A 22,107-nucleotide genomic window follows, 5' to 3' on the forward strand; every position below is an offset into this window, starting at 1 on the left:
GGCCGAGATCCGCGGCCGGTCCCCGGAGCCCGGCCAGGAACAGCGCGCCCGCCTCCCCCTCGGTCAGGCCGGTTAGCCGGGTGCGGAAGCCGTCCATCAGGCGATAGCCGCCCTCGTGCCCGGCCTCGCCGTACAAGGGGATGCCGGCGGCGTGCAGCGACTCGACGTCCCGGTAGATCGTGCGGACGCTGACCTCCAGCTCGGCGGCGAGCTGCCGGGCCGTCAGCCGGCCGCGCGACTGCAGCAACAGGAGGATCGACAGCAACCGGGACGCGCGCACAGCGCCACGATTCCACTGACGGAAGGTGTCAGTGAAGCGGCCCTACCGTCCCCGCATGGCTTTCGCGGAGAAACTGCTGTTCGTGCCGCCCCCGATTCAGGTGAGCGGCTACCACGTCAAGCGCTACCACGTCACCGCCGACCCGGCCGGCATCGACCCCGAGGTCGAGAAGGCGGCGTACGCCGTCCTGCCCGAGCTGCTGCCCGAACCGGACGGCACGCCCCCGGCCGCCTTCGTCGTCCTCCACAGGGGTGGGGACGACGGGGCCTACATCAACGCCTACACCTGGGCGTGGGACAACGCCCTGCACTACGGCAACGCGGTGGCCGGTCAGCCCGCGCTCGGCTGCCCCGATCGGGATCCCACCCACTTCATCCGGCCGGAACGCCCGCTCATCGGCTGTGTCTGGGAGCTGCCGCCGATCCTGCACGAACGCGACGCGTGGGTGCGGCACGTGCTCGCCCCCGGCCGTCCCGACCTCGGCGCCTATCTCGCCGACACACTGCCCGAGGGCACGACGGGAGACCGCCGATGAAAGAACCATGCGCGCTGATCAGGGGTGATGCACCGCGCACTTGACCCGGGAGATCGTCACGAGTGATCGTCGAGGCCTGACTTCACGAACCGGTCCCCCTTCGACCCCGGAGCGATCGATGCGAACAGCCCTGGCCGTCCCGCTCGCCGCGGTCCTGGCCGCCTCCCTGCTCGCGGCGGCGGACCCCGCCCAGAGTCCGCCGCCCTCGCCGGGAGACGTCGTCGAGGTCTCGGTCGACGCGCACGCCGGGCTCGGCACCGTCCACGAGGCGGCGTACGGCGCGAACGCCGCCGTCTGGGACTCCCACATGAACGACCCGGAGGTGGCGCGGCTGTACAAGCGGGCGCGCATCGCCGCGGTGCGGTACCCCGGCGGGTCGTACGGCGACCTCTACCACTGGGAGACCCACACGGTGCCGGGCGGGACCGTGGCGCCGAACACGGAATTCGACGCGTTCATGGGCACGGTCAGGAAGGCCGGCGCGCAGGCCATCGTGATCGCCAACTACGGCACCGGCACCCCGGAGGAGGCGGCCGGGTGGGTCCGGTACGCCAACGTCACCAAGAAGTACGGCGTGAAGTACTGGGAGATCGGCAACGAGCTCTACGGCAACGGCCACTACGGCGCCACCTGGGAGGCCGACGACCACGCGGACAAGAGCCCCGCGGCGTACGCCCGCAACACCCTGGAGTTCGTCCGCGCGATGAAGGCCGTCGATCCCACGATCAAGATCGGGGCGGTGCTCACGATCCCGGGGAGCTGGCCGGACGGCGTGGTCGCCGCCGGCGACTCGGCGAACTGGAACCACACGGTCATCCCGGTGGTGGCGCCCGAGGTCGACTTCTTCACCGTCCACTGGTATCCGGGCACGAGCATCCCGGACACCACCGGCGACGTCGTCGGGCTGCTGGCCTCTCCGCCCCGGCTGGCCGAGATGCTGGCCCAGGTGCGGGGCGACGTCGCCGCCCTGGGCGGGCGCGACGTCCCGCTCGCGCTGACCGAGGTCGCCTCCAACATCGGGCGCAACACCCACGCGGCCGGGCTGTTCGCCGCCGACACCTACCTGACCGCGCTGGAGAACGGCGTCTTCACCGTGGACTGGTTCGACACCCACAACACACTGGAGAAGGTCAGCACGATCGACGGCGAGACCGACTACCAGGACATCGGCTTCCTGTCGCTCGGCCAGTGCGCCGACGGCGTCTGCGAGCCGCCGCTCAACACGCCGTTCCCCGCCTACCACGGCATCGAGATCCTCCAGACGGCCGCCGGACCGGGAGACAGCCTGGTCAGGGCCGGCTCCAGCCGGCCGAAGGTGGCCGTGCACGCCGTACGGCAGGCCGACGGCGACCTGGCCGTCGTGATGATCAACAAGGATCCGGGCACCGCCTATCCCGTACGGCTCCGCTACACCGGGTTCACCCCCTCCGGCCGGAGCCCGGTGACGCACACCTTCACCCGGGGGGCCACCGCGCTCGTCCGGGCCGAGCAGGGCGACGCGTACACACGGACGCTTCCGCCGTACTCGATCACGACGATGACGGTGCGGGCGGCGAAGGGCCCGAAGCCCGCTCCGGCCCCGGGCACGCCGACGGCGCGCGCCGTTCCCGGCGGCGTCACGGTGAGCTGGCCTGCGACCGGTCCCGCCGCGGACAGGTACGAGGTGTACCGGCAGACGGGCACGGACAGCGTCCCGCTGGGCACGACCCGGGGCACCTCGCTGACGCTGCGCGGCCTGGAGCCCGGCGCCTCCTACACGCTCAACGTGCTGGCCAGGGACCGGGCCGGACGGCTGTCGCGGCCGTCCGCGCCGGTGACCTTCACCGCACCCACGCCGCAGGACAGCGCCTGCGCGGTCCGCTACCGGGTGACGCAGGGATGGGGACGGGGCTTCACCGCCACGGTCACCGTCACCAACCGCGGCGCGGACGACGTGTCCGACTGGACGCTGGCGTTCCGCTTCCCGGCCGCCGGGGAACGCGTCAGCAGCGGGCAGGGCGGCACGTGGACATCAGAGGGGACATCCGAGGGTCAGGATGTGCGGGTCGTGCCCAACGAGCAGACCAGGACGATTCCGGCGGGCGGATCCGTCACCCTCGGATTCGTCGGCGCCAACGAGGGGGCCTACCCCTCCCCCACGGTCTTCCGCCTGAACGGCACGGTCTGCTCGACGCTGTAGCCACCGGTCTCAGCGTGTGACGCGTAGCTTGGACTGCTTGTGCCGAGTCCGCTCCCAGTCGTCCATGAACCTCGCCGTGAGGCCGTACCGCTCGGCGAGGTTCACGAGCGTCTCCGTCCGGTAGTAGAAGTCCTCACGCAGCACGTGGTGCTCGACCTTCTCCGTGCGGTCGAAGGTGAAGTCGAAGAACCCGTCCGGGTGCAGGATGCGGCCGACGTGCCGGAGGCACTCGTCGATCACCTCGATCGGGCTGTGGGAGAACACGCTGTGCGCGTGGATCACGGTGAAGTGCTCGTCGGGGAGGAAGGCGAAGGTGAGGTCGTCCACCACGGTCAGGTGCGGCAGCCGTGACTGCAGCCCGCGCCGGGCGACCGTGTCCGCGGCGGCGAGCAGGATCTCGGGCGAGATGTCGACGCCGTAGTAGTGGCCCGGTTCCAGATACTCGATCAGCCGCCAGCCGAGGCGCAGGTTGCCGCAGCCGATGTCGAGGACGCGGTCGCGCGGCGCGAGGCCGTGTGCGCGCAGGTAGTCGAACTGCATCTTGCCGATCCGCAGCCAGCTCTCCCTGCCGTGGCTGCCGATCGCACCGTCGGCGCTCATCTCCGCGATGTCGGCGCGCATGACCTCGCGGTAGTAGGACACGTGGTCGGCGGTCCTCGCCCTCAGCCGCGCGTCGCGGGTCATCCGCCGCAGGTGCGGCCAGACCTTGCCGGGGTGACGCAGAGCGTAGGTCAGCTGGTAGGAGAGGCGTGACCGCCGCCGTTTCACGTAGGGCTGTCGCTGCATGGCCCCAACCGTAGGGCGGCGCACGCGAGGTCATTCGCATTCACGCGGAGCCTCAAGAAGAATTTGCCCAGACGCGTTTCACCGGAACGGGAGTCCGGCGGTGACGCGTGCGGCCTTTTGTGTGATCAGGGCGGTTTGTTGCACCGGACCGCATCGAGCGTTTGACCTCGGTATGAAAGGCTTCGTGGCAAGCGCCTGCCATGTCAGGCGCAACCCCGCGGCTCATCGCCAGAAAAGCCGCCCGGTGTGGTTACGGCGAAAAACCGCTCGAAGCCCGCCCTCCTCGTCCGTCACGGCGAGGAGGGCGGTGCCCTTTCCGGATACCACTTCGTTCGGCGACTTCCCCTGGGTCATCAGCGGGCGGATGAACGATGAGCAGCACCACACGCCGGACTTATCATCAGATGCCGCTTTCCGGAGCCATCCGGACAGGGCGCGGCGGAAAGGTGGTTCCGGGGTGGTGGGCGTGGACGGCGGCGAGTGCGCCGTGAGACAGGCGAGGACACCCGGCGGGTCCGGACGATGAGCCGCGACCACTCCGGCGGACCGAAGTCCGGCCCGCACGGCATCGGGATCCTCGTCACCGGCAACCTGCTCGGCGGGGTCGCGGTCGCCTCCGGCTTCGCGGTCGGCGGGCTGCTCGTGGAGCGGATCGGCGGCACAGCCGTCGCGGGCCTGGGCCAGGCCGCGGGCGTGCTCGGCGCGGCGGTCGCCGCGGTGCCGCTGGCCGGCGTCGCGGCCCGGCACGGGCGGCGCCGCTCGCTCACCCTGGGGTACGCGATCGCCGTGCTCGGCGGCGTGCTGATCGTCACGGCCGCCGTCGTCTCCCAGCTCGTCGTGCTGCTGGCCGGGCTGGCCATGTTCGGCGTCGGCCAGGCGGTGAACCTGCAGTCCCGGTACGCCGCCGCGGACGGCGCGGCCCCCGGCGCCCGGGCCAGGACGATGTCGATCGTCATCTGGGCCACCACGATCGGGTCCGTGGCCGGCCCCAACCTCAGCGAGGTGGCCGACCGGCTCGGCAGACGGCTCGGACTGCCCGGCCTCGCCGGGCCCTACCTGGTCTCGGTCGTGTCCTTCGCCCTGGCGGGCGCGGTGGTCGCGCTGTTCCTCCGGCCCGCCGTACGGCCGTCCGCGCCGGCCACCGGCCCGGCCACCGACAGCTCCCGCACGGTGGGGGCGGCGACGGCGCTGCGGTGGGCGGCGGCCCATCCCGTGGCGCGATTCGCGGTCGTGCTCGTCGCGGTCGCGCACGCGACCATGGTCATGGTCATGGTGATGACGCCGCTCCACATGCAGCATCACGGCATGTCGCTGCGGCTGGTCGGCGTCGTGATCAGCCTGCACGTGCTCGGCATGTACGCCTTCAGCCCGGTCTTCGGATGGCTGGCCGACCGGCTCGGCGCGGTCCGGACCGCGTGCGCGGGAATGCTGATGCTCGTGGCGGCCGTCGTCCTCGGCTTCGTGGCCGCGTCGGCCCCCGAGGGCAGCGCACTCACCGCGCTCGCGCTGACCGTCCTCGGCATGGGCTGGTCGGCGTCGATGATCTCCGGGTCGGCGCTGCTCACCGGGGCAGCGCCGGACCACGTACGGGTGCCGCTGCAGGGGGCCACCGACGCCGGCATGAACTACGCGGGCGCCGCGGCGGCCGCGCTGGCCGGGCCGATCCTCGCCGCCGGCGGCTTCCACGCGGTCAACGTCGCGGCGGCGGTCATCCTGGTGCCCGCCGTCGCGACGGCCGCCGTCCTCCGCCGAAGCGGCTCCCCCGCCGCCGGCACCGGGACCGGAGTACGGCCCGAGCAGGCCGTGGGTCGCGGCGCCCACCCCGCCGACACCGGCTCCGGCTGACCGGCCGTCCCGCCCGCCGGGTCAGGCCTCCCGCTTCGGGATGATCCGCTTGACCGCCACGGCGGCCGAAACCAGTGTGAACAGGCCAAGGGCGATCCAGAGCGCGTTCCAGCCCATGAACGGGGCGGTCAGCGCCGCGCCGCCGAAGCCCGCTGCGACGCCGCCGATGGGTGGGTTGTTGTACATGTTCACCATTTCCTTTCCCGACGCCATGCGGCGTCCCAGAAGGCTTTCGCCTGTGCTAACTGCAGGAAGACATCGAAGATCATTTCCACGAACAGCAGGGCGGCGACAGCCATCTGCCTGGCGCCCCTGCTGCGGACGGTCACGATCCGCTCGACCATGAAGACGCCCGTGACCGCCAGCCAGAGCGGATGGAAGGTGAGCGTGCCCGTGACCGCGATCGACCAGGCGGTGGCGCCCAGGTACGCGAAGATCACAACGATCCCGACCAGCGACAGGAGCTGGCGGCCCCAGTAGGGCAACGTGACCCGCGTCCAGCCGTAGTCGGTGAGGTTCTCCAGCGCCCCCCGCTTCCATCGCAGCCGCTGCTTGAACAGGTCCTTCCAGGTCTCCATGACCTCGGTGGTGAGCGTGCACTCCGCGGGACACAGGATGCGGAACCTCAGGTGCAGCAGCGCCAGGGTGAGCTCGTTGTCCTCGGTCAGGACACGTACGTCGTACACCTGGTCGCGGCCGGGGAGGCGACCGCCCCGGCGGGCCCTGACGACCTCCTTGAGCGCGATCGCGCGGAAAAGCGTCGCCGTCCCGGTGAGCACCAGCGCCTTCCCGTGCAGCCGCCGCACGTCCCTGGCGTAGCGCGCGTACTCATTGCGCTGGAACATGCCCACCAGGCCGCCGCCCGGCTTGCCGGTGAAGGTGCCTCCCACCGCGGCCAGTGCGCCGGTCGCCAGCCTGAGGACGGCATGGTGGATGAAACCGGGATCGAGCGCCGAGTCCGCGTCCATGACCAGTACGGCGTGCCGGGACCCCAGCTGGGGCAGCAGGACTTCGAGCACCTGATTGAGGGCGCCCGCCTTCTTGTGGCGGTTGCCGATCGTCCTGATCACCTCGGCGCCGTGCGCGCGGGCGATGTCCTCGGTCCTGTCGGTGCAGTTGTCCGCGATCACGATGACGCGGTTGGGCCTGCGCCGCTGTGCGTGCAGCGACGTCATCGTCTCGGCGATCTGGGCCTCTTCGTCATGAGCCGGGACCAGCACGGTGACGTGCATGCGCGCGGGATCGACCTCCGGGAGGTCCCGCTTGCCGTCCGCGCCCTTCACAGCGCGATGGCGGCCCGTACGGATCTGCGCGAGGTCTCCCGGATGGACCGGCGTCACGGCGTGTCCGCGGCCTCGGGCATCGGGCGCGTGGCCGTACCCGGTCTCTGACGGCCTGGGCAGAATTTCTGACTGAACCACTTAAAACCGTCCAGCTCCCAGCAAACCGCCGCATATCGGTGACTACATCCGAGAGGTTACACGCGTGACGGGAGTGACTGGTTTACATCAAGGCGACGTAGGATGTGTTCCGAAGTTTTTGGCGCAGGAACGGTGATTATTTGGGCAGGGTTTCGGTCGCCGTCCTCCTAGTCCTGTCCGCGGCCGCGGCCGCCGTCACCGTCGCCGCCGGGCGCTCCGGCGACCGTCAGGCGGCGCCACCCGCGCCTCCCGTGAGCGTCTCCACCCCGCGGGCGCAGCCGAAGGCCACGGCACGCGCGCTGCCGTCGTCACCGCCGGTCATGCTGGAGATCCCGAAGATCGGCGTGCGGACCACGCTGATGACGCTGGGCAAGAACCCGGACGGGACACTGGAGGTCCCGCCCCTCGACAGGGTCGACGAGGCCGGCTGGTACCGGCTCGGCCCGGCGCCGGGCTCCCGCGGTCCCGCCGTCATCGCCGGCCACGTCGACTCGAAAGAGGGGCCCGGTGTCTTCTTCCGCCTCGGCGACCTGCGTCCGGGCGACACGGTGAGGATCTCCAGGAAAGACCGCTCCCAGGTGGTCTTCGAGGTGGACTCCCTGGAGCGCGTGCCGAAGGACCGCTTCCCCACCCGCAAGGTCTACGGGATGGTCGGGTTCCCCGGACTACGCCTGATCACGTGCGGCGGGGACTTCGACACCGCCCGTGGGCACTACCGCGACAACGTCATCGTCTACGCCCATCTCGTCGCCGGGAACCGCCCGCAGGACGGTGCCCTCTCCCGTCGATCGGCCGCGAAGGGATGACGCGACACCGGCCACGAGCGGCCCGAGGGCGGGGGCGCTCGCGTCCGGTCACCCGTGGACCTTCTCCGGCAGTGCATCCAGGAAGCCTTCGGCCTGCATCGAGAACAGGCCGGCGTCGCCCCGGCGTGATCTCGTCCAGCACCAGCTCGGTCGGCCAGGCCGTCACCACCGGCGCCGGCGCGGTCGGCAGCGTGAGCGTGACGCACACGGCGGTGAACAGCGGGCCGGCCTCCCAGCCGACCGCAGCGCGATGAGGATCTTCCGCATCGTCAGACCTTCTCCAGCGCGGCCGCCACGTTGTGCATCATCGTGTCGGACGCCCGGACCACTCCGCCGGGTTCCACGATCCCTATCGCGGGATAGCCCTTGACCTCCAGCGACGCGCACAGCGGCCCGCCGTGGAGGCCCTCCACGACGACGGTGGCCACCGGCTCCAGCGACGGCGCCGCACCCGAGGACCTAGCAGTTCGGCAGGAACGGCGGGCAGTTGGGCGGCGGGCGCTTCCCGGATCACATTGCGAAGTGGGACACATGTGCGATTACGTGGTCGCCGCGCCGATCAACCCCGGCGCCCACGTCGACCACCGGCACCGCGCGGGAGATCCCCCGGCGGGCGAAGGAGTGATAGCCGACATGCGGTTCGAGACGGGCGTCGACATCGACGCCTCCGCGGAGCAAGTTTGGCGGGTCATGGCGGACGTCGTCAGATGGCCCGAGTTCACGCCCACCATGACCACGGTGGAGCATCTCGGGGACGGCCCGCTGCGCCTCGGCGGCCGCCTACGGATCAAGCAGCCGGGGCTTCCCCCGATGGTCTGGCAGGTGACGGAGTTCACCGAAGGCCGGTCCTTCGCCTGGCAGGCGGCCGGCGGGGGCGTGACCACGCTTGGAACGCACGTGCTCACGCCCCGGGACGGCGGGGTGTCGGTCGTGCTCGGGATCGTCCAGTCCGGACCGCTGGCGCCGCTGATGGGCCTGCTGGTCGGCGGCCGCACCCGCAGGTACGTACGCACGGAGGCGGAGGGCCTCAAGCGGCGCTGCGAGTCCGGCGACGACCGGTGAAAGGGATGGGCCGGAGTCGCGGGGACTCCGGCCCACCGGCTACTTGGCGGGGTAGTCCGCGATGTACTGCGGCACGCCGACCTTGGTCGTGTCGGCCGCGTCGCCGACGCCGTTGACGACGTGGTCGATCGTCCCGGCGTTGAGGTTGACCGTCATGATGTGGTGCAGCCGCACACCCGGGGTCTGCGGGACCTCGAAGCCGTTCTCGGTGTGGATCTGCGGGTTGTTCTGGTTGAAGACGTAGACGCCCGCGCCATAGAGGTTGTGCCTCTTCACCCGGTCGCCGACCTTGTAGCCGGCGTAGCCCTCGACATTGCCGTTCATCCAGTCGGCCTGGGTGGGCGGGTCGTACGGCAGCTCGTTCTGGTAGAGGATCGTCGTGCCGTCCTCGCCGTTCCAGACCGTGTTGTAGCGCTGGAAGTGCTCGACGAACAGGCCGGTCGCCGTCACGCGGTCGCCGTTGATGACGGCGCCGTAGCGGCCGATGTTGGTGTTCCAGCGCTGCGTGTCGGTGAAGCCCTCGACGCCGTGGTCGGCGCGCCACACCCAGGTGTGGTCGATGAGCACGTTGTCGCTGTTGACCTCGAGAGCGGTCTCGGTCTTGCCGACGTGCGGGCCGCCGACCCGGAAGTACACGTCGGACAGGGTCGTCGGGTCGTCCGCCGGCGCCCGGTGGCCGCCGTGCTCACCGTGCTCCTTGCCCACCCGCAGCAGGACCGGCGACTTCTGCGTGCCCGCGTCGACGGTGACCCCCGCGACGACCACGCCGGGGACGTCGGCGACGTCGATCGGGACCGCACCGCGTACGGCGGTGAGCGTGGCGTGCCCGATGCCCAGGACCACCGTGCCGGGCCGCTTGACCTCGATGCTCCGCGCGATGTCGTACACGCCCGGCGTGAGCAGCAGGTTCTTGCCACGCGCGAGCTGGCTGTTGATGGCCTGCACCGAGTCGGACGGCTTCGCGACGAAGAAGTCGGACAGCGGCACCGTACGGCCCGGCGTCATGCCGTCGGCCCAGGAGACGCCGCGCGTGTTCTTCCTGGCGGCCGGCACACGGACCCCGAGCCTGCCCTGCGCGTCGGTGAACAGGTAGGGCTTCTCCCGGCTGAGGGGGGTGTTCTCGATCGTGGTGTAGGGCGGGTCCGGGAAGCCGGACTCGTCCGGCGCGCCGACGACGCCCGAGAAGACCTGGTTCCACACGCCGTTGGACCACCCGGCGACCTCGGTGTTGCGGGTCAGCCACTGCTGCTGGGAGCCGTTCGTGACGGACGGCAGCCGGGAGTCGGCGATGAAGCCGCCGCTGGCGTACTGCGGGCCGGCGGTGCAGTAGTCCATCAGCGACAGGGTGCCGCCGGTGACGTTGAGGCGGCGCATGGAGACCGCCTGGGAGACGGCCCAGAAGTTCGCCGACTGACGGCAGCCGTCCTGGCCCGCCGCGTTGACGTTGATGGAGAGGTTCGACAGCGTGCGCCAGAAGTTGACGAGCGCGAGGCAGTTGCCGGTGCCGTTGTTCTCCAGGCAGCGGTTGTAGACCTCGATCTTGCCGTTGACGACGACGTCGGTGGGCGAGGCGCCCAGACCGGCGATCTCGGTGTAGTAGCCGACCTTGATCTGGAGCGGGCGCTCGGCGGTGCCGTACGTGCCGGGCTTGAAGAGGTAGGCGTGGCGCTCAGTGCCCATCTCGTTGTCGACCTGGGCGGCGTGCGCCGCGTCCAGGGTCGCCTGGATCTGGTCGACGGGCATGCTCGGGTCGAAGACGGTGACGTTCGGCCCGAGGTCGACGGCCCCCGGGTTTCCGTGGTTGCCGTGGTCTCCATGGATCGGCGCGGCGGTGGCGGCCGTCGCTCCCGCCGTCACGACGGCGGTCGTCAGCACGAGACCGGCCGTGAACGCGCGGCCGATAAGCCGGCGGCCGGGGCGCCGCCCGGTGGGACTCCCAGTGCCAGGAGTCTGGGTCGTCATACGGGTCGTCCTTTCCGCTGCGGTACGCAGCGAGAGAGCGCTCTCTCCGTGGGCTCGACTTACATCAAGCCCTGAAAAATGTGTGGGACGTTTCTATCGCGCGAACCGGCTCCGGCGCTATGCCCCGAGCGCCATTGATTTCCGGTTCGTGCGGCCCCGGCACAGCGGACCGCCCCGGAGCCTTCGGGGCTCCGGGGCGGTCTCCAGCGGATCAGGCGGTCTCCCGCAGGTACCGCGCGTGGGCCGCGGCCAGCCGGCCGCCGACCTCGGCCGTGCTGACGAGCACGGACATGTTCGCCCTGGACGACCTGCCCTCGGTGGCCGCGTCCACGGCGCGCATGAGGTACTTCGTGATCGCGTTGCCGCGGACGCCGTCCCGGTCGGCCGCGGCCATCGCGCCGGCGATGGCGGCGTCCACCTCGGACGCGTCGATCGCGTCCTCCTCCCGCACCGGCGTGGTGATCAGGAAAGAGCTGCGGTTGCCCAGCGCCCAGTGGTTCTCCACCGCCCGCGCGATCACCTGCTCGTCGTCCAGCCGCTGCGGGCTGCGGAAGCCGCTGGACACGCAGTAGAACGCGGGGAAGTCGTCCGACCGGTACGACACCACCGGCACGCAGTGGGTCTCCAGGAACTCCAGCGTCAGGCCCAGGTCGAGGATGCTCTTGGCCCCGGCGCAGACGACCGCCACCTTCGACCGGGTGAACTGGATCAGGTCGGAGGAGACGTCCATCGTCTTCTCCGCGCCCCGGTGCACGCCGCCGATGCCGGCCGACGAGAAGAACGGGATGCCGGCCAGCTCGGCCGCCACCACCGAGCTGGCCACCGTCAGCGCGCCGAGCCCGCCCTGGGCGAGGATCACCGGCAGGTCCCGGCTGCTGACCTTGGGGATGCCGGGGGTCGAGGCGAACCGCTCGACGTCCTCGTCCGTCATGCCGACCCTGAACCGGCCGCCCTCGACGCAGATCGTGGCCGGGACCGCACCCCCGGCGCGCACCGCGTCCTCGACCTTCCGCGCGGTGGCGGCGTTGTCCGGATAGGGCAGGCCGTGCGTGATGACGTTCGACTCCAGCGCCACCACCGGCCGGCCCTCGGCGAGGGCGTCCGCGACCTCCTCGCTGTAAACCAGCGGGATGCGTCCGTGCTCCCTGGTCATCGTCGGCCCCTCAGTTCGCCGCGGCCGGGCCGTAGTTCGGCAGCTTGTTCAGTTTGTGCTTCTGGTTGAGGATCTCCGGGATGTAGACCTTCTCGTCCCACTGCTCCTGCGCGACCGGCTCCAGGATGATCGACACCGAGCCCTCCTCGCAGCCGAAGGCGCTCGTCATCGCCTTGGTCACGGCCGCGACCAGGTCGGAGTGCTGCTGCTCGGTGAGGGGGACGGGAAAGTGCTTGATGCTGACGTGCGGCATGATGATCTCCTTACGGTGGGTCCCGAGACGATCCCCGATGGCTCCGGCCAGCTCGTCGATGTCCGGCTCCTTGAGCAGGCCGTAGTGATCGGCTTCCAGGTCGACGACGACCGGGGGCGTCGCCGAGTAGCCGCTGCTGTTCTCCAGGAACGAGTAGTCGTCGCCCCTGGCCTTGAAGATGGTGATCGGCGCGTCGATCCGGCGCCGGGCCAGCTCGCGGAAGGTGTAGCTGAACTCGAAGGTCTCAGCCACCACGCGCATGATCCGGCGCACCAGGTCGATGTCCAGGTCGGGGAAGCTGCGGTGGACGAAGGCCGCGAAGCTCTCCTCGTCCACGGCCTCGGCCAGGCACCGCTCCAGCAGCGGCCCGGTGATCGTGCCCGCGAAGACCGAGAAGAGGATCGTCACGTACGCCTCGTTGCCGAAGCCGGCCTCGCGCTCGTGCCCGGGCGCGGCGGCGGAGCGGACCTTCGGCGAGCCCGGCGCGATCAGGAACAGGTGCTCCACCCGCTCGCCGGCCTGCTCCAGCTGGTAGGCGGCCTCGAACGCGACGCGCGCGCCGAAGGAGTATCCCCACAACGTGTACGGCCCGGACGGCTGCACCCGCCGGATCGCCTTGACGTCCTCGGCCGCCATCTCACTGATGGTCGCGTACGGAATCTCCTCGGGGTTGATCCCGTACGCCTGGACGCCGTAGAAGGGCCGGGCGGCGCCCATCCTGGCGGCCAGCGTGCGCAGGTTCATCGTGTAGCCGCCGAGGCCGGGCCAGCAGTAGACGGGCCGGCCCGCGCCCTCCCGCTGCAGCGGCACCAGCCGGGAGCACGCCTCGGAGTCGCGTCCGTCGAGCCTGCGGGCGAGCTTCTCGATCGTGGGGCACTCGAACAGCACCTGGAGGGGCAGCGAGCCGCAGAACTCCCGGTTGATCTTGTTGATCAGCCCGACGGCGATGAGTGAGTTCCCGCCGGAGGCGAAGAAGTCGTCCTCCACCGAGACGGTCTCCCGCTTCATCGCCTTCTTCCACAGGTCGGCGATCCGGCGTTCCGTCATGGTCCGCGGTGCGACGTACGGCCGGTCGTCGTTGTCCACGTTCGTCGCCTCGGACCCGGCCAGCGCCTTGACGTCGATCTTGCCGTTCGCCGTGAACGGGAGCCGGTCCAGCACGACGACCTTGTTCGGGATCATGTAGTCCGGCAGGAAGTTGATCAGGTCGTCCCTGATCATCTCCGCCGGCCCCTTCATGTGAACCAGGTCCTCCTTCATCCCCTCGCTCAACCGCTGCTCGTCGCTCACGCGGCCGCCGATGAAGAAGTAGGACGGCCCGGTGGGCCGGCCGGCCGAGCGCAGGATGCCGTCGATCCGGCGCGCCGAGGGCAGGGCGTCGCCGGACTTCGAGCTGTATCCGGACGACATGAACCCGATGTTGACGTCGTTCATCGACAGGTGCTGCAGCGTGCGGCCCAGGTCGATGTAGCGCAGCCAGTCCTCGTCGTTCCTGCTGACCACCGAGACGCCGATCGAGGCCCGGTCGTAGACCTGCTGATTGATCGCGATGACCTGCTTCTTGAGGATGAGCTCGTCGGAGATCAGGCGCAGCCGCCCGTTCTCGTAGGCGTACTGGCCCGCCTGCAGGTCGGGGACCCTGCCGGGATGCGCCTGGACGTAGAGGTCGACGTCGTCCGGGCGCGGCCCCGCGTACGGGACCAGCTCGAACGTGCCGAGGTAGTGGTCCTCGTCGGCGCAGTCCAGGTGGTCCTTCGTGGCCGGCGCGTACTCCAGGGCCCTGATGTCCAGGCCGTGCGCGGGCAGCACCTCCTCGAACAGGCCGACCATGTGGCCGGTCTCGATCTCCAGGACCTCGCGGATGTTGTTCTTGTAGACCGGTTCTATCGCCCGCTTCTTGCCGACGAAGTGCACCTTCACCCGCGGCTGCGGCCCTTCCGCGGCCGGCCCGATCAGCACGAGCCGGTGGAGCACCGGGTGGTGGTAGTAGTAGCCCGGCCGCAGGCCGTCCAATCCGGTGATCTCGAGGTACAGCTGGGTCGCGTACAACGCCCCGGGCGAGGCGTACGCGTACTTCGGCAGCAGGCGCTCCTCGCTGATGTGCTGCCCGAAGTGCCGCAGGATCTCGCCGAGCTCCGCCAGGCCGAGGGTGTCCAGGCCGCGGGAGTCCGCGCCCTCGGCCCGCCTGGCCAGCAGCTTCAGGATGTCGCCCCGGCCGACCTCCCCGCCCTCGTAGAACCGGTAGGTCTTGCGGGCGAAGGCCAGCGCGCGTTGCCGCGCGGTCGCCTGCCTGCCCGGCAGGTCGACGACCGGCCTGCCGTCGAGCTCCGCGGCGTCCCGGACCCCGGGGTTGGACAGCTGCGCCCTGACCTGGAGCCTGCTCGCCTTGGACTGGTGGTGGGCGCCGTGGTTGCCCTGGTCCATCAGCGCCGCTTCCTTGGGATTCAGCTCGACGCAGGCGATCAGGTTCTGGAATCCGGTGCGTGGGTCGTCCTTGACGATGACCGCGGCGTGCTTGACCCAGTCGTGGGTCTCGATCGCCAGCTTGATCTCGTCCAGCTCGACCCGGAACCCGCGCAGCTTGATCTGGTTGTCCGCACGGCCGACGAACTGGACGGTGCCGTCGGTGTTCCAGTACGCGAGGTCGCCGGTCCTGAACAGCCTGCCCTCGCCGAACGGGTTGTCCACGAACCGCTCCGCGGTCAGCTCGGGCCGGTGCAGGTAGCCGCGGGCGACCTGGACGCCGCCGATGAACAGCTCGCCGATCTCGCCGACGGCCACCGGCGACCCGCCCAGGTCGAGGATGTGGTAGTCGGTGTGGTCGACCGGCGCGCCGATCGAGATCGCGTGCGGGCCCTCGCCGACGGTCGCCCGGTCCACCGTGTACGCCGAGGAGTTGATCGTGCATTCGGTGGGGCCGTACAGGTTGACCAGCTCGCACCCCGGCAGGGTGTCGAAGAAGCTCGTCGCCAGCGTCTTGGACAGGACCTCTCCGCCGGTGAAGACCTGCGTCAGCGACGTGCAGCCGTGCAGCTCCTCGGTGTCCACCAGCGCGGTCAGCAGCGTCGGGACGCACTGCAGCGTGGTGACGTCGTGCGTCCTGATGACCTCGATCAGCCGCTCGGCGTCCCGGTAGACCCCCGGCGGGCCCACGACGACCACCGAGCCGCAGACCGGCGCGAGGATCTCCCACTGCGCCGCGTCGAAGCTCATCGGCGTCTTCTGCAGGACGGTCTTGTCGTGGCCGATCCCGTAGCCGGCCCGCAGCCACCGCATCTGGCTGACGATGCTGCGGTGCTCGATCATCACCCCTTTCGGCTTGCCCGTGCTGCCGGAGGTGTAGATGACGTACGCGAGGTTGCCCGGCCGGAGGCCCGGGTGACGGTCGCCCCCGGGCGAGCCCGCGGGCCGCGCCGCGTCCTTCAGGGTGACGATCCTCGTCCCGGCGGGCGCCAGCTCGGTCAGCCTGGCCACGAGCTCGTCCTGCGTGACGACGACCCGCACGCCGGCGTCCTCGATCATGTAGCGGAGGCGCTCTTCCGGATATTCGGGGGACAGCGGAAGGTAGGCGCCGCCGGCCCGCAGGATGCCCCACACCCCGACCATCAGGTCGATCGACGGTTCGACGAAGAGCCCCACACATTCGTCGAGGTCCACGCCGAGCTCCCGCAGGTGCCCGCCGAGGGCCGCGCCGCCCTCCGCGAGCTCGCGGAAGCTCAGCCGCCGGTCCCCGCAGACGACCGCCGTGTCGTCCGGGCGTGTCCGGGCCTGTGCGTCGAGCAGATCGGGAAGACAGACGTCCTCGGGTGATTCCCGCCTCGCCTCAGTGACTGGAGTGGTGGTCATTTCCTCCCCCTGCGATGAGCGGACAAGAGTTGGTGGGAAGCCGCGGCCCTCGGCGCCGTAGCGGCCACGGCCGCGCCCGGCGCGGCCGTGGGCCGGATTACCGGCAGCGAGACGCCGGCCGCGCCGATCACGCGGCGCCGGCGTTCATCGTGTGATGTCGGTGCCGAAGTACCGGTCGCCGAAGTCGCCGATGCCGGGGATCATGTAGGCGTTCTCGTTCAGACGTTCCTCGATGGCCGAGGTCACGATCCGCAGGTTCGGGTGACGCGCGTGGACCGCGTCGATGCCCTCCGGCGCCGACAGCAGGGTGACGAAGACGATGTCGTCCACCGCGACCCCGTGGCCGAGCAGCACCTCGACGGCGGCCAGCGCGGTCCCGCCGGTGGCCAGCATCGGGTCCAGCAGCAGCACGCTCCGCCGGTCGATGTCCGCGGGCAGCGCGGAGTAGTACAGCCGCGGCAGCTTCGTCACCTTGTCGCGCTGGATCAGGATCTTGCCGATCCGCACTCCCGGCGACATCGCCCGCAGCTCGTGCTCCATGCTCTCCCCGGCGCGCAGGACGGACACCCCGCAGATCCCCGTGGCCGGCCGCAGGCCGTGGTAGGTGCGCCCCACCGGGGTCTGCACGTCGAACGGCTCGTACGGCAGGAGGTCCAGGGCCGTCTCGATGAGCTGGCGGATGATCCGGCCCGACGTGGTGACGAAGCGCTCCGGGTCGGCGTGCCGGTCCCGGATGATCGTGTGCAGTGCCCGGAGCTGCCTGGTCTGCGGCAGCAGGTGCACGGTGTCGAGCGCCGGCCCGGTCGTGGTCGCTGTCGTGATCGTCATGCCTTCTCACCCGCCTGCAGCTCGGCGAAGGCCCTGCGGGCCTCGTCGACGAACTTGCGCACCTTCAGCCGGTCCTTCCGGCGGGTGACCGGGTCCTCCAGTCCGGTGTGCGCGTCGACGGCGGCCGGGCGGACCTCCGCGATCGCGGCGGCGACGTTGTCCGGGTTCAGCCCGCCGGCGAGCATCAGCGGCTTGGGCGAGATCCGGACCAGTTCCGCGCTGATCGACCAGTCGTGCAGCAGACCGGTGGCGCCCTTGGCACCGGTGGCCGGGTTGAAGGTGTCGGTGATGAACATGTCGACCCACTCGGCCGCCTCGTCCACGATCGTGGCCAGCTCGTCGAGGTTGTCCTGCTTGACCACGAGGCTCTTGAGCACGTACAGGTCGGGGGCGATGCGCCGCAGCTTCCGCAGTTCCTCGCCCGTCACGTCGCCGTGCAGCTGGATCGCGGTGACGCCGAGCTCCGCGCAGAAGGTCTTGATCTCCTCGGCGTCGGTCAGGTAGGTGATCACGACACCCCTGTGCTCCGGCTGGATCTCCTTGACGATCGCCGCGGCGTCCTCCTCGGACAGGTCCTCGTTCTTCGCCGGCAGCCGCAGGGCGAAGCCGAGCCAGTCCGCGCCCTCCTCGCGGATGAGGTCCGCCTCGGCCTGGTCGATGACACCGGCCACCTGAATAAGTCCCTGCATGTTGACCCGCCTTTCGAACCGGCCTTAGCGGCCTCGGTCGGAAACGAATTGCAATCGGCCACGAACGATGGCATTGAGCTGCCCGCGACAGTTCGGCCTTTCGCGCTCGAGTAAGCTGCGGCGCGAATACTCTGGCCTGGCGGGGCGTATTCAGAATTGGCCGCGGCGCGCTTTTCTCACAACCCCTAGCAGCCCCATAAGCATGTCAGGACAATCCGGGACACCTGCGGACTTTTCGGGTTCCCCAGAGCCGGGCGGGGAAAATGCGGCGGGCAACCCCACTCGACCCCTACCGGAAAACGGCCCGCCCCGCATCGTGGGCGACTTTTGTTGACCCGGCGGAAAACGCGGAACTAGCCTCCGTTTCGGAGTGCCCAGAGCACGCGCGAGAAACGGCGGTGGTGACAATGCGCCACGGACAATCGCTCTCCCCGGGTCATCCGCCGGCGCGGCTCCCCGCCCTCCGGCGCGCGATCGCCGGATCGCGCGCCCGTCCATGCCGACGGGGCGCCGCCACCGGCCCCCCTGGTCAATCGCTTAGCACTAAGCTAAAGTCACTTAGTGCTAAGCGAAGTTGCCCAGCCGACGCACGAACGTCCGCTCTCCCCTGCCCGGACCGGGCCACGCGCACAGGAGGAACCAGATGACCGTCATCGAGTCCGTCTCCGCCGAAGCCGGCAGACCGGATCGCGTGCCCATCAAGAACTGGCTCGCGGTGATCGCCGTCGCGCTGGGGACCTTCCTGGTGGTGACCGTCGAGAACCTGCCCATGGGCCTGCTCACGGCCATCGGCGGCGGCCTGAACGTCACCGACGGCGAAGTCGGTCTCATGGTGACCGTGTCCGGTCTGGTCGCCGCCGTCACCGCCCCGCTGCTGCCCGTGGCGATCCGGGGGCTGGACCGGCGGGTGGTCCTGCTCGGCCTGATCCTGCTGGCGCTGGTGGCCAACGTCGTGTCCGCGCTGACCCCCACGTACGCCGTGCTCATGGTGGCACGGCTGTTCGTGGGCGTCAGCATCGGCGGGTTCTGGGCGCTCGCCGCGGGCCTCGGCGTCCGCCTGGTCCCCGAGGCGCACGTAGCCAGGGCCACCTCGCTGATCTTCTTCGGCGCCATGGCCGCCAACGTCCTCGGCGTCCCCGCCGGCACGCTCGTCGGCGAGCTCACCGGCTGGCGCGTCGCGTTCGGCGTGGTCGCCGCGATCGCGCTCCTGCTGGTGATCGCGCTGGCCGTGCTGCTGCCGCGGATGCCGGCGACCGAGCCCGTCCGGCTGCGCACGCTGGGCGAGCAGTTGCGCACGCCCGCCGTCCGGGTCGGCGTCATCGCCACGTTCCTACTGGTGTCCGGGCACTACGGCGCCTTCACGTTCGTCAGCCCGATCCTGCAGGACGTCTCCGGTGTGGACGCGACGTTCGTCGGCCCGCTGCTGCTGGCGTACGGCGTGGCCGGGATGGCCGGCAACCTCATCGCCGGCTCGTGGGCGGGCCGCAACGTGCGCGGCACGATCGTCGTGGTCAGCGTCGCGCTCGCGGTCATCCTGGCGGCGTTCCCGTTCCTCGGCGGCAACGCGGTCACCGGGTCGATCCTGTTGATCGCGTGGGGTTTCGCGTTCGGCGGCCTGCCCGTGAGCGTGCAGACCTGGATCATCAAGGCGGCGCCGCAGGGCATCGAGGCCGCCACCGGCCTCAACACCTGCATGTTCAACCTGGCGATCGCCCTGGGAGCGCTGTTCGCCAGCCTGATCGTGGGCGCGGTCGCCGTGACCGGGGTGCTGTGGGTCGCCGCGGGGCTCGTGGTCCTGACGTCGCTCGTGGTGTCCGGCGCCAAGCGGATCTAGGACGCCCGCTCGTCGCCCAGCGAGACCAGCAGTTGCCTGAGAGTCTCGGCCAGGTTCTCCCGCTGGGCGGGGGTGAGCCCGGCGAGCAGGCGCCGTTCGGTGTCCACGTGGTCGGGCAGGGCGCGGTCGATGAGCTCGCGGCCCGCCTCGGTCAGATCGACGTGGACACCGCGGCCGTCGACGTCGCTCGGCGTCCGGGTCACCAGGCCCCGCGCCTCCAGCCGGTCGAGGCGCTGGGTGACCGCCCCGGAAGTAATCATGGCTGAGCGCATCAGCTCGGCCGGGGCCTGCCGGCCGCCACGGCGGAGGGTGGCCAGGACGTCGAACGACGAGGGGTCCAGGTCGTGCTCGGCGAACGTGCGGCGCAGCTCGGTGGTGACGAGCTGGGTCAGCCGCGACAGCCGGCCGAAGACCGCCATCGGAGACACGTCCAGGTCGGGGCGGGCATGGGCCCACTGCTGCAGAACGTGGTCCACATGATCGGGCACACCGCAAGGTTACCGCCACGGCAACCACCCGGATCGAGAGGGAGTAACAGCATGCGCATCACGGTGTTCGGCGCGACGGGGAACGTGGGCAGGCGTGTGGTCGCCGAGGCCGTGTCCCGCGGACACGAGGTGACCGCCGTGGCCAGGACCGCGGTGCGCCTCGCCGGGCTGCCCGGCGGGGTCGACGGCGGGGTCGACGGCGGGGTCGACGGCGGGGTACATGGCAGGGTGCGCGTGCGTACCGGGGACGCGACCGACATGGACGACGTCGTCGCGTCGATCGCCGGGCAGGACCTGGCGATCACGGCGACCTGCCCGGCCCCCGGCGCCGAGGGCGAGCTGGTCGCGGTCGCCACCACGCTGCTCGCGGCGTGCGCCAAGACCGGCGTGCGCCTGCTGCTCGTCGGCGGCGCGGGCAGCCTGACCGTCGAGGGCGGCGGCCCGCTGATGGACCGGCCGGGCTACCCGTCCTTCCTGCTGCCCATCGCGTCGGCGTGCGTCGCCCAGCTGGCGGCCTGCCGGGCCGACACCACCGCGGACTGGGCCTACCTGAGCCCGGCCGACGTGCTCGTCCCCGGCGCCCGGACCGGCCGGTATCGCGTGGGCGCCGACGAACTCGTCGTCGACGCCGACGGCGAGTCCCGCATCTCGATGGAGGACCTCGCGGTGGCGCTGCTGGACGAGGCCGAACGGCCGCGCCACCACCGGACCCGCTTCACCGTGGCGTACTGATCCGCCTCCCACCGGCGGCGCAGTGTTGCGGAGGCGCCGGGTGAAAGCTCAGGTGGCCGGCGACCGGCGCTCCCTCAGGCTCGCCCGTCGTCCCCGCGGCGGCGGAGCGCCCGCTCGGCGATCCCGCTGGAGAGCTTGCCCGTCACCGATCTGGCCCGGTCGAGGGTCTCGTTACCGAGCTGCCTGGCGACATCGACGCCCTCCGCTCCCGTCTCGAGCACCTTGTCCCGCACCTCCGCCCCCGTCTCGAGCACCTTGTCCCGCGCCTCGGCGGCCGCGTCTGCCCATCGTCTCGCTTCCAACGACCGCCGGTCGCGCTCGATCCCGAGCCGCCCGTGGAAGTCGACGACGGCGATCGCGACCTGGTCGCTCGAATGCACCACGGCCCGGGACGCGGTCGGATGCAGCAACACCTTCGCGTTGGCCGTGCCGGCGGCCGCTTCCATGCGGGCCATCAAACGCCCGGTGCTCCGTGAGATGAGATCCAGCCGGTTCCGCCGTGCGGCCCGAAGCCCGAGGCGATGCCGGTCCAGCTCCTCCGGAGACGTGTCCAGCACCCGGTCGAGTTCGAGCACGGCGATCGCGTCCTGCAGCTGGAAGCAGCGAGCCAGGACGGCGAGCCACTCCTGAACCTTCGACTCGGCCTCCTTGGACGTCTTGGCGAGATCGCCGATTCTGGTGTTGTGCTCCGTCTTCTCCGCGAGCGCGTCGAGCTGACGCAACGCGTACGCCTGGGTCCGTGCGATCGTCACCGACGTGGCCTGCACCTTCGACCACGTGACCTCGGAGACCCGGCCCACCTGCTCCCGGATGGTCATGGCCTCCTCGATGACGAGGTCCACTCCGATCATGTCCGCCAGCACGGCGTCCTTCTGGGCGCGGAGCACGTCGTCGACCTTCTCGTCGATGGCGGCGAGATAGTCGGTGATCTCGTCCATGGTCTGTCGCATCGCGAGCTGAGCCATGATCCCCGCGGCTCCGGCCAGAACCGCCGGGTTGCTCAGAACCGATCGGGGCCCTTTCGCGAATTCGACGAATCCCTTGATCTGGCCGCTGTTCCCCTTCAGCACACCGGTGCTGAGACCTGACTTCGAGCTTGTCCTCAGCCCGTACTTGTCGACAAGCTGCGCGGACTCCTTGGTCAGCTTCACCCAGCGGCCTGAGTCGGCGGCGATCTCGGAACCTGCCCGTGCGGCTCCGGCCCCGATATTGAGAACAGGTCTGAGCCGTTGCAGTCCGAGGTCCTTCGACGGCAGTCCCTCGGAGACCAGGAAGCGTTCGACAGCCGTCGGATTCCCGATGACCGCCAGTCCGTCGCCGTCACTGATCAGCTGAATCTCGTCATCCATCGTCGGCTCCTGAAGCGTGGGCAGGGAAACGGCTCTCCGCACATTTCACCCGGCGCGCG

General features: G+C 70.5%; 19 protein-coding genes. 7 read left to right on the forward strand and 12 right to left on the reverse strand.

What is annotated here, in order from left to right:
• A partial coding sequence (locus AB0J39_RS04240) for an HTH domain-containing protein (RefSeq protein WP_363461666.1) occupies positions 1-280 on the reverse strand: 280 nt, incomplete at its 3' end.
• Between the two features lie 55 nt (positions 281-335).
• On the opposite strand from AB0J39_RS04240, the gene AB0J39_RS04245 reads away from it, so the two are divergent.
• Both AB0J39_RS04245 and AB0J39_RS04250 read left to right on the forward strand, forming a co-directional pair.
• Positions 336-815: a hypothetical protein gene (locus AB0J39_RS04245; protein ID WP_363461668.1), complete on the forward strand. Its 480-nt coding sequence runs from the start codon at positions 336-338 to the stop codon at positions 813-815.
• 118 nt (positions 816-933) lie between these two features.
• On the forward strand, positions 934-2,994 hold the full coding sequence (locus AB0J39_RS04250) for a cellulose binding domain-containing protein (protein ID WP_363461670.1): 2,061 nt from the start codon (positions 934-936) through the stop codon (positions 2,992-2,994).
• Positions 2,995-3,003: 9 nt separating this feature from the next.
• On the opposite strand, the gene AB0J39_RS04255 is transcribed toward AB0J39_RS04250, so the two are convergent.
• Positions 3,004-3,780: a class I SAM-dependent methyltransferase gene (locus tag AB0J39_RS04255; protein ID WP_363461672.1), complete on the reverse strand. Its 777-nt coding sequence runs from the start codon at positions 3,778-3,780 to the stop codon at positions 3,004-3,006.
• Between the two features lie 480 nt (positions 3,781-4,260).
• Here AB0J39_RS04255 and AB0J39_RS04260 point away from each other — a divergent pair, with 480 nt between their 5' ends.
• Positions 4,261-5,625: an MFS transporter gene (locus AB0J39_RS04260; protein WP_363461674.1), complete on the forward strand. Its 1,365-nt coding sequence runs from the start codon at positions 4,261-4,263 to the stop codon at positions 5,623-5,625.
• 21 nt (positions 5,626-5,646) lie between these two features.
• Here AB0J39_RS04260 and AB0J39_RS04265 read toward each other — a convergent pair whose 3' ends face one another.
• Entirely contained in the window at positions 5,647-5,811 is a 165-nt protein-coding gene (locus AB0J39_RS04265; RefSeq protein ID WP_165900532.1) for a hypothetical protein, read from the reverse strand.
• A gap of 2 nt (positions 5,812-5,813) precedes the next feature.
• The gene (locus tag AB0J39_RS04270) at positions 5,814-6,965 is read right to left on the reverse strand and encodes a glycosyltransferase family 2 protein (protein WP_363461676.1); all 1,152 of its coding nucleotides are present in this window, start codon (positions 6,963-6,965) and stop codon (positions 5,814-5,816) included.
• Between the two features lie 221 nt (positions 6,966-7,186).
• Here AB0J39_RS04270 and AB0J39_RS04275 point away from each other — a divergent pair, with 221 nt between their 5' ends.
• Positions 7,187-7,852 carry a class F sortase gene (locus AB0J39_RS04275; RefSeq protein ID WP_363461678.1) on the forward strand — a complete coding sequence of 222 codons (666 nt, stop codon included), beginning with the start codon at positions 7,187-7,189 and terminating at the stop codon, positions 7,850-7,852.
• A 269-nt stretch (positions 7,853-8,121) separates the two neighbouring features.
• On the opposite strand, the gene AB0J39_RS04280 is transcribed toward AB0J39_RS04275, so the two are convergent.
• On the reverse strand, positions 8,122-8,280 hold the full coding sequence (locus AB0J39_RS04280) for a hypothetical protein (RefSeq protein ID WP_363461680.1): 159 nt from the start codon (positions 8,278-8,280) through the stop codon (positions 8,122-8,124).
• 103 nt (positions 8,281-8,383) lie between these two features.
• On the opposite strand from AB0J39_RS04280, the gene AB0J39_RS04285 reads away from it, so the two are divergent.
• A complete protein-coding gene (locus AB0J39_RS04285) occupies positions 8,384-8,914 on the forward strand; it encodes an SRPBCC family protein (RefSeq protein ID WP_363461682.1) in 531 nt (176 codons plus the stop codon).
• 39 nt (positions 8,915-8,953) lie between these two features.
• Here AB0J39_RS04285 and AB0J39_RS04290 read toward each other — a convergent pair whose 3' ends face one another.
• The 5 genes from AB0J39_RS04290 to AB0J39_RS04310 all read right to left on the reverse strand — a co-directional run bounded on the left by AB0J39_RS04290 (position 8,954) and on the right by AB0J39_RS04310 (position 17,645).
• The gene (locus AB0J39_RS04290; RefSeq protein ID WP_363461684.1) at positions 8,954-10,876 is read right to left on the reverse strand and encodes an adenylyl cyclase; all 1,923 of its coding nucleotides are present in this window, start codon (positions 10,874-10,876) and stop codon (positions 8,954-8,956) included.
• Positions 10,877-11,087: 211 nt separating this feature from the next.
• The gene (locus tag AB0J39_RS04295) at positions 11,088-12,029 is read right to left on the reverse strand and encodes a pseudouridine-5'-phosphate glycosidase (RefSeq protein ID WP_363461686.1); all 942 of its coding nucleotides are present in this window, start codon (positions 12,027-12,029) and stop codon (positions 11,088-11,090) included.
• Positions 12,030-12,039: 10 nt separating this feature from the next.
• Positions 12,040-16,128: an amino acid adenylation domain-containing protein gene (locus AB0J39_RS04300; protein ID WP_363461688.1), complete on the reverse strand. Its 4,089-nt coding sequence runs from the start codon at positions 16,126-16,128 to the stop codon at positions 12,040-12,042.
• Between the two features lie 144 nt (positions 16,129-16,272).
• Positions 16,273-16,956: a uracil phosphoribosyltransferase gene (upp, locus tag AB0J39_RS04305; protein WP_363461690.1), complete on the reverse strand. Its 684-nt coding sequence runs from the start codon at positions 16,954-16,956 to the stop codon at positions 16,273-16,275.
• The gene (locus tag AB0J39_RS04310; RefSeq protein ID WP_363461692.1) at positions 16,953-17,645 is read right to left on the reverse strand and encodes a phosphoribosylanthranilate isomerase; all 693 of its coding nucleotides are present in this window, start codon (positions 17,643-17,645) and stop codon (positions 16,953-16,955) included. Before AB0J39_RS04310 ends, upp begins: the two co-directional genes overlap by 4 nt.
• A 643-nt stretch (positions 17,646-18,288) precedes the next feature.
• Between AB0J39_RS04310 and AB0J39_RS04315 the strand changes: the two genes are divergently transcribed.
• On the forward strand, positions 18,289-19,479 hold the full coding sequence (locus AB0J39_RS04315) for an MFS transporter (RefSeq protein WP_363461694.1): 1,191 nt from the start codon (positions 18,289-18,291) through the stop codon (positions 19,477-19,479).
• Here the strand turns inward: AB0J39_RS04315 and AB0J39_RS04320 are convergent.
• Positions 19,476-19,967, reverse strand: a complete 492-nt coding sequence (locus AB0J39_RS04320; protein ID WP_363461696.1) for a MarR family transcriptional regulator — start codon at positions 19,965-19,967, stop codon at positions 19,476-19,478. The genes AB0J39_RS04315 and AB0J39_RS04320 overlap by 4 nt on opposite strands.
• 51 nt (positions 19,968-20,018) lie before the next feature.
• On the opposite strand from AB0J39_RS04320, the gene AB0J39_RS04325 reads away from it, so the two are divergent.
• Entirely contained in the window at positions 20,019-20,699 is a 681-nt protein-coding gene (locus AB0J39_RS04325) for an NAD(P)H-binding protein (RefSeq protein WP_363461698.1), read from the forward strand.
• A gap of 74 nt (positions 20,700-20,773) precedes the next feature.
• Here AB0J39_RS04325 and AB0J39_RS04330 read toward each other — a convergent pair whose 3' ends face one another.
• Positions 20,774-22,048 (reverse strand): hypothetical protein, encoded by a 1,275-nt coding sequence (locus AB0J39_RS04330; protein WP_363461700.1) that lies wholly within the window; start codon positions 22,046-22,048, stop codon positions 20,774-20,776.
• Between the last annotated feature and the right edge of the window lie 59 nt (positions 22,049-22,107).

The sequence above is a fragment of the Microbispora sp. NPDC049633 genome (assembly GCF_040675265.1).
Classification (GTDB): Bacteria; Actinomycetota; Actinomycetes; order Streptosporangiales; family Streptosporangiaceae; genus Microbispora; species Microbispora maris.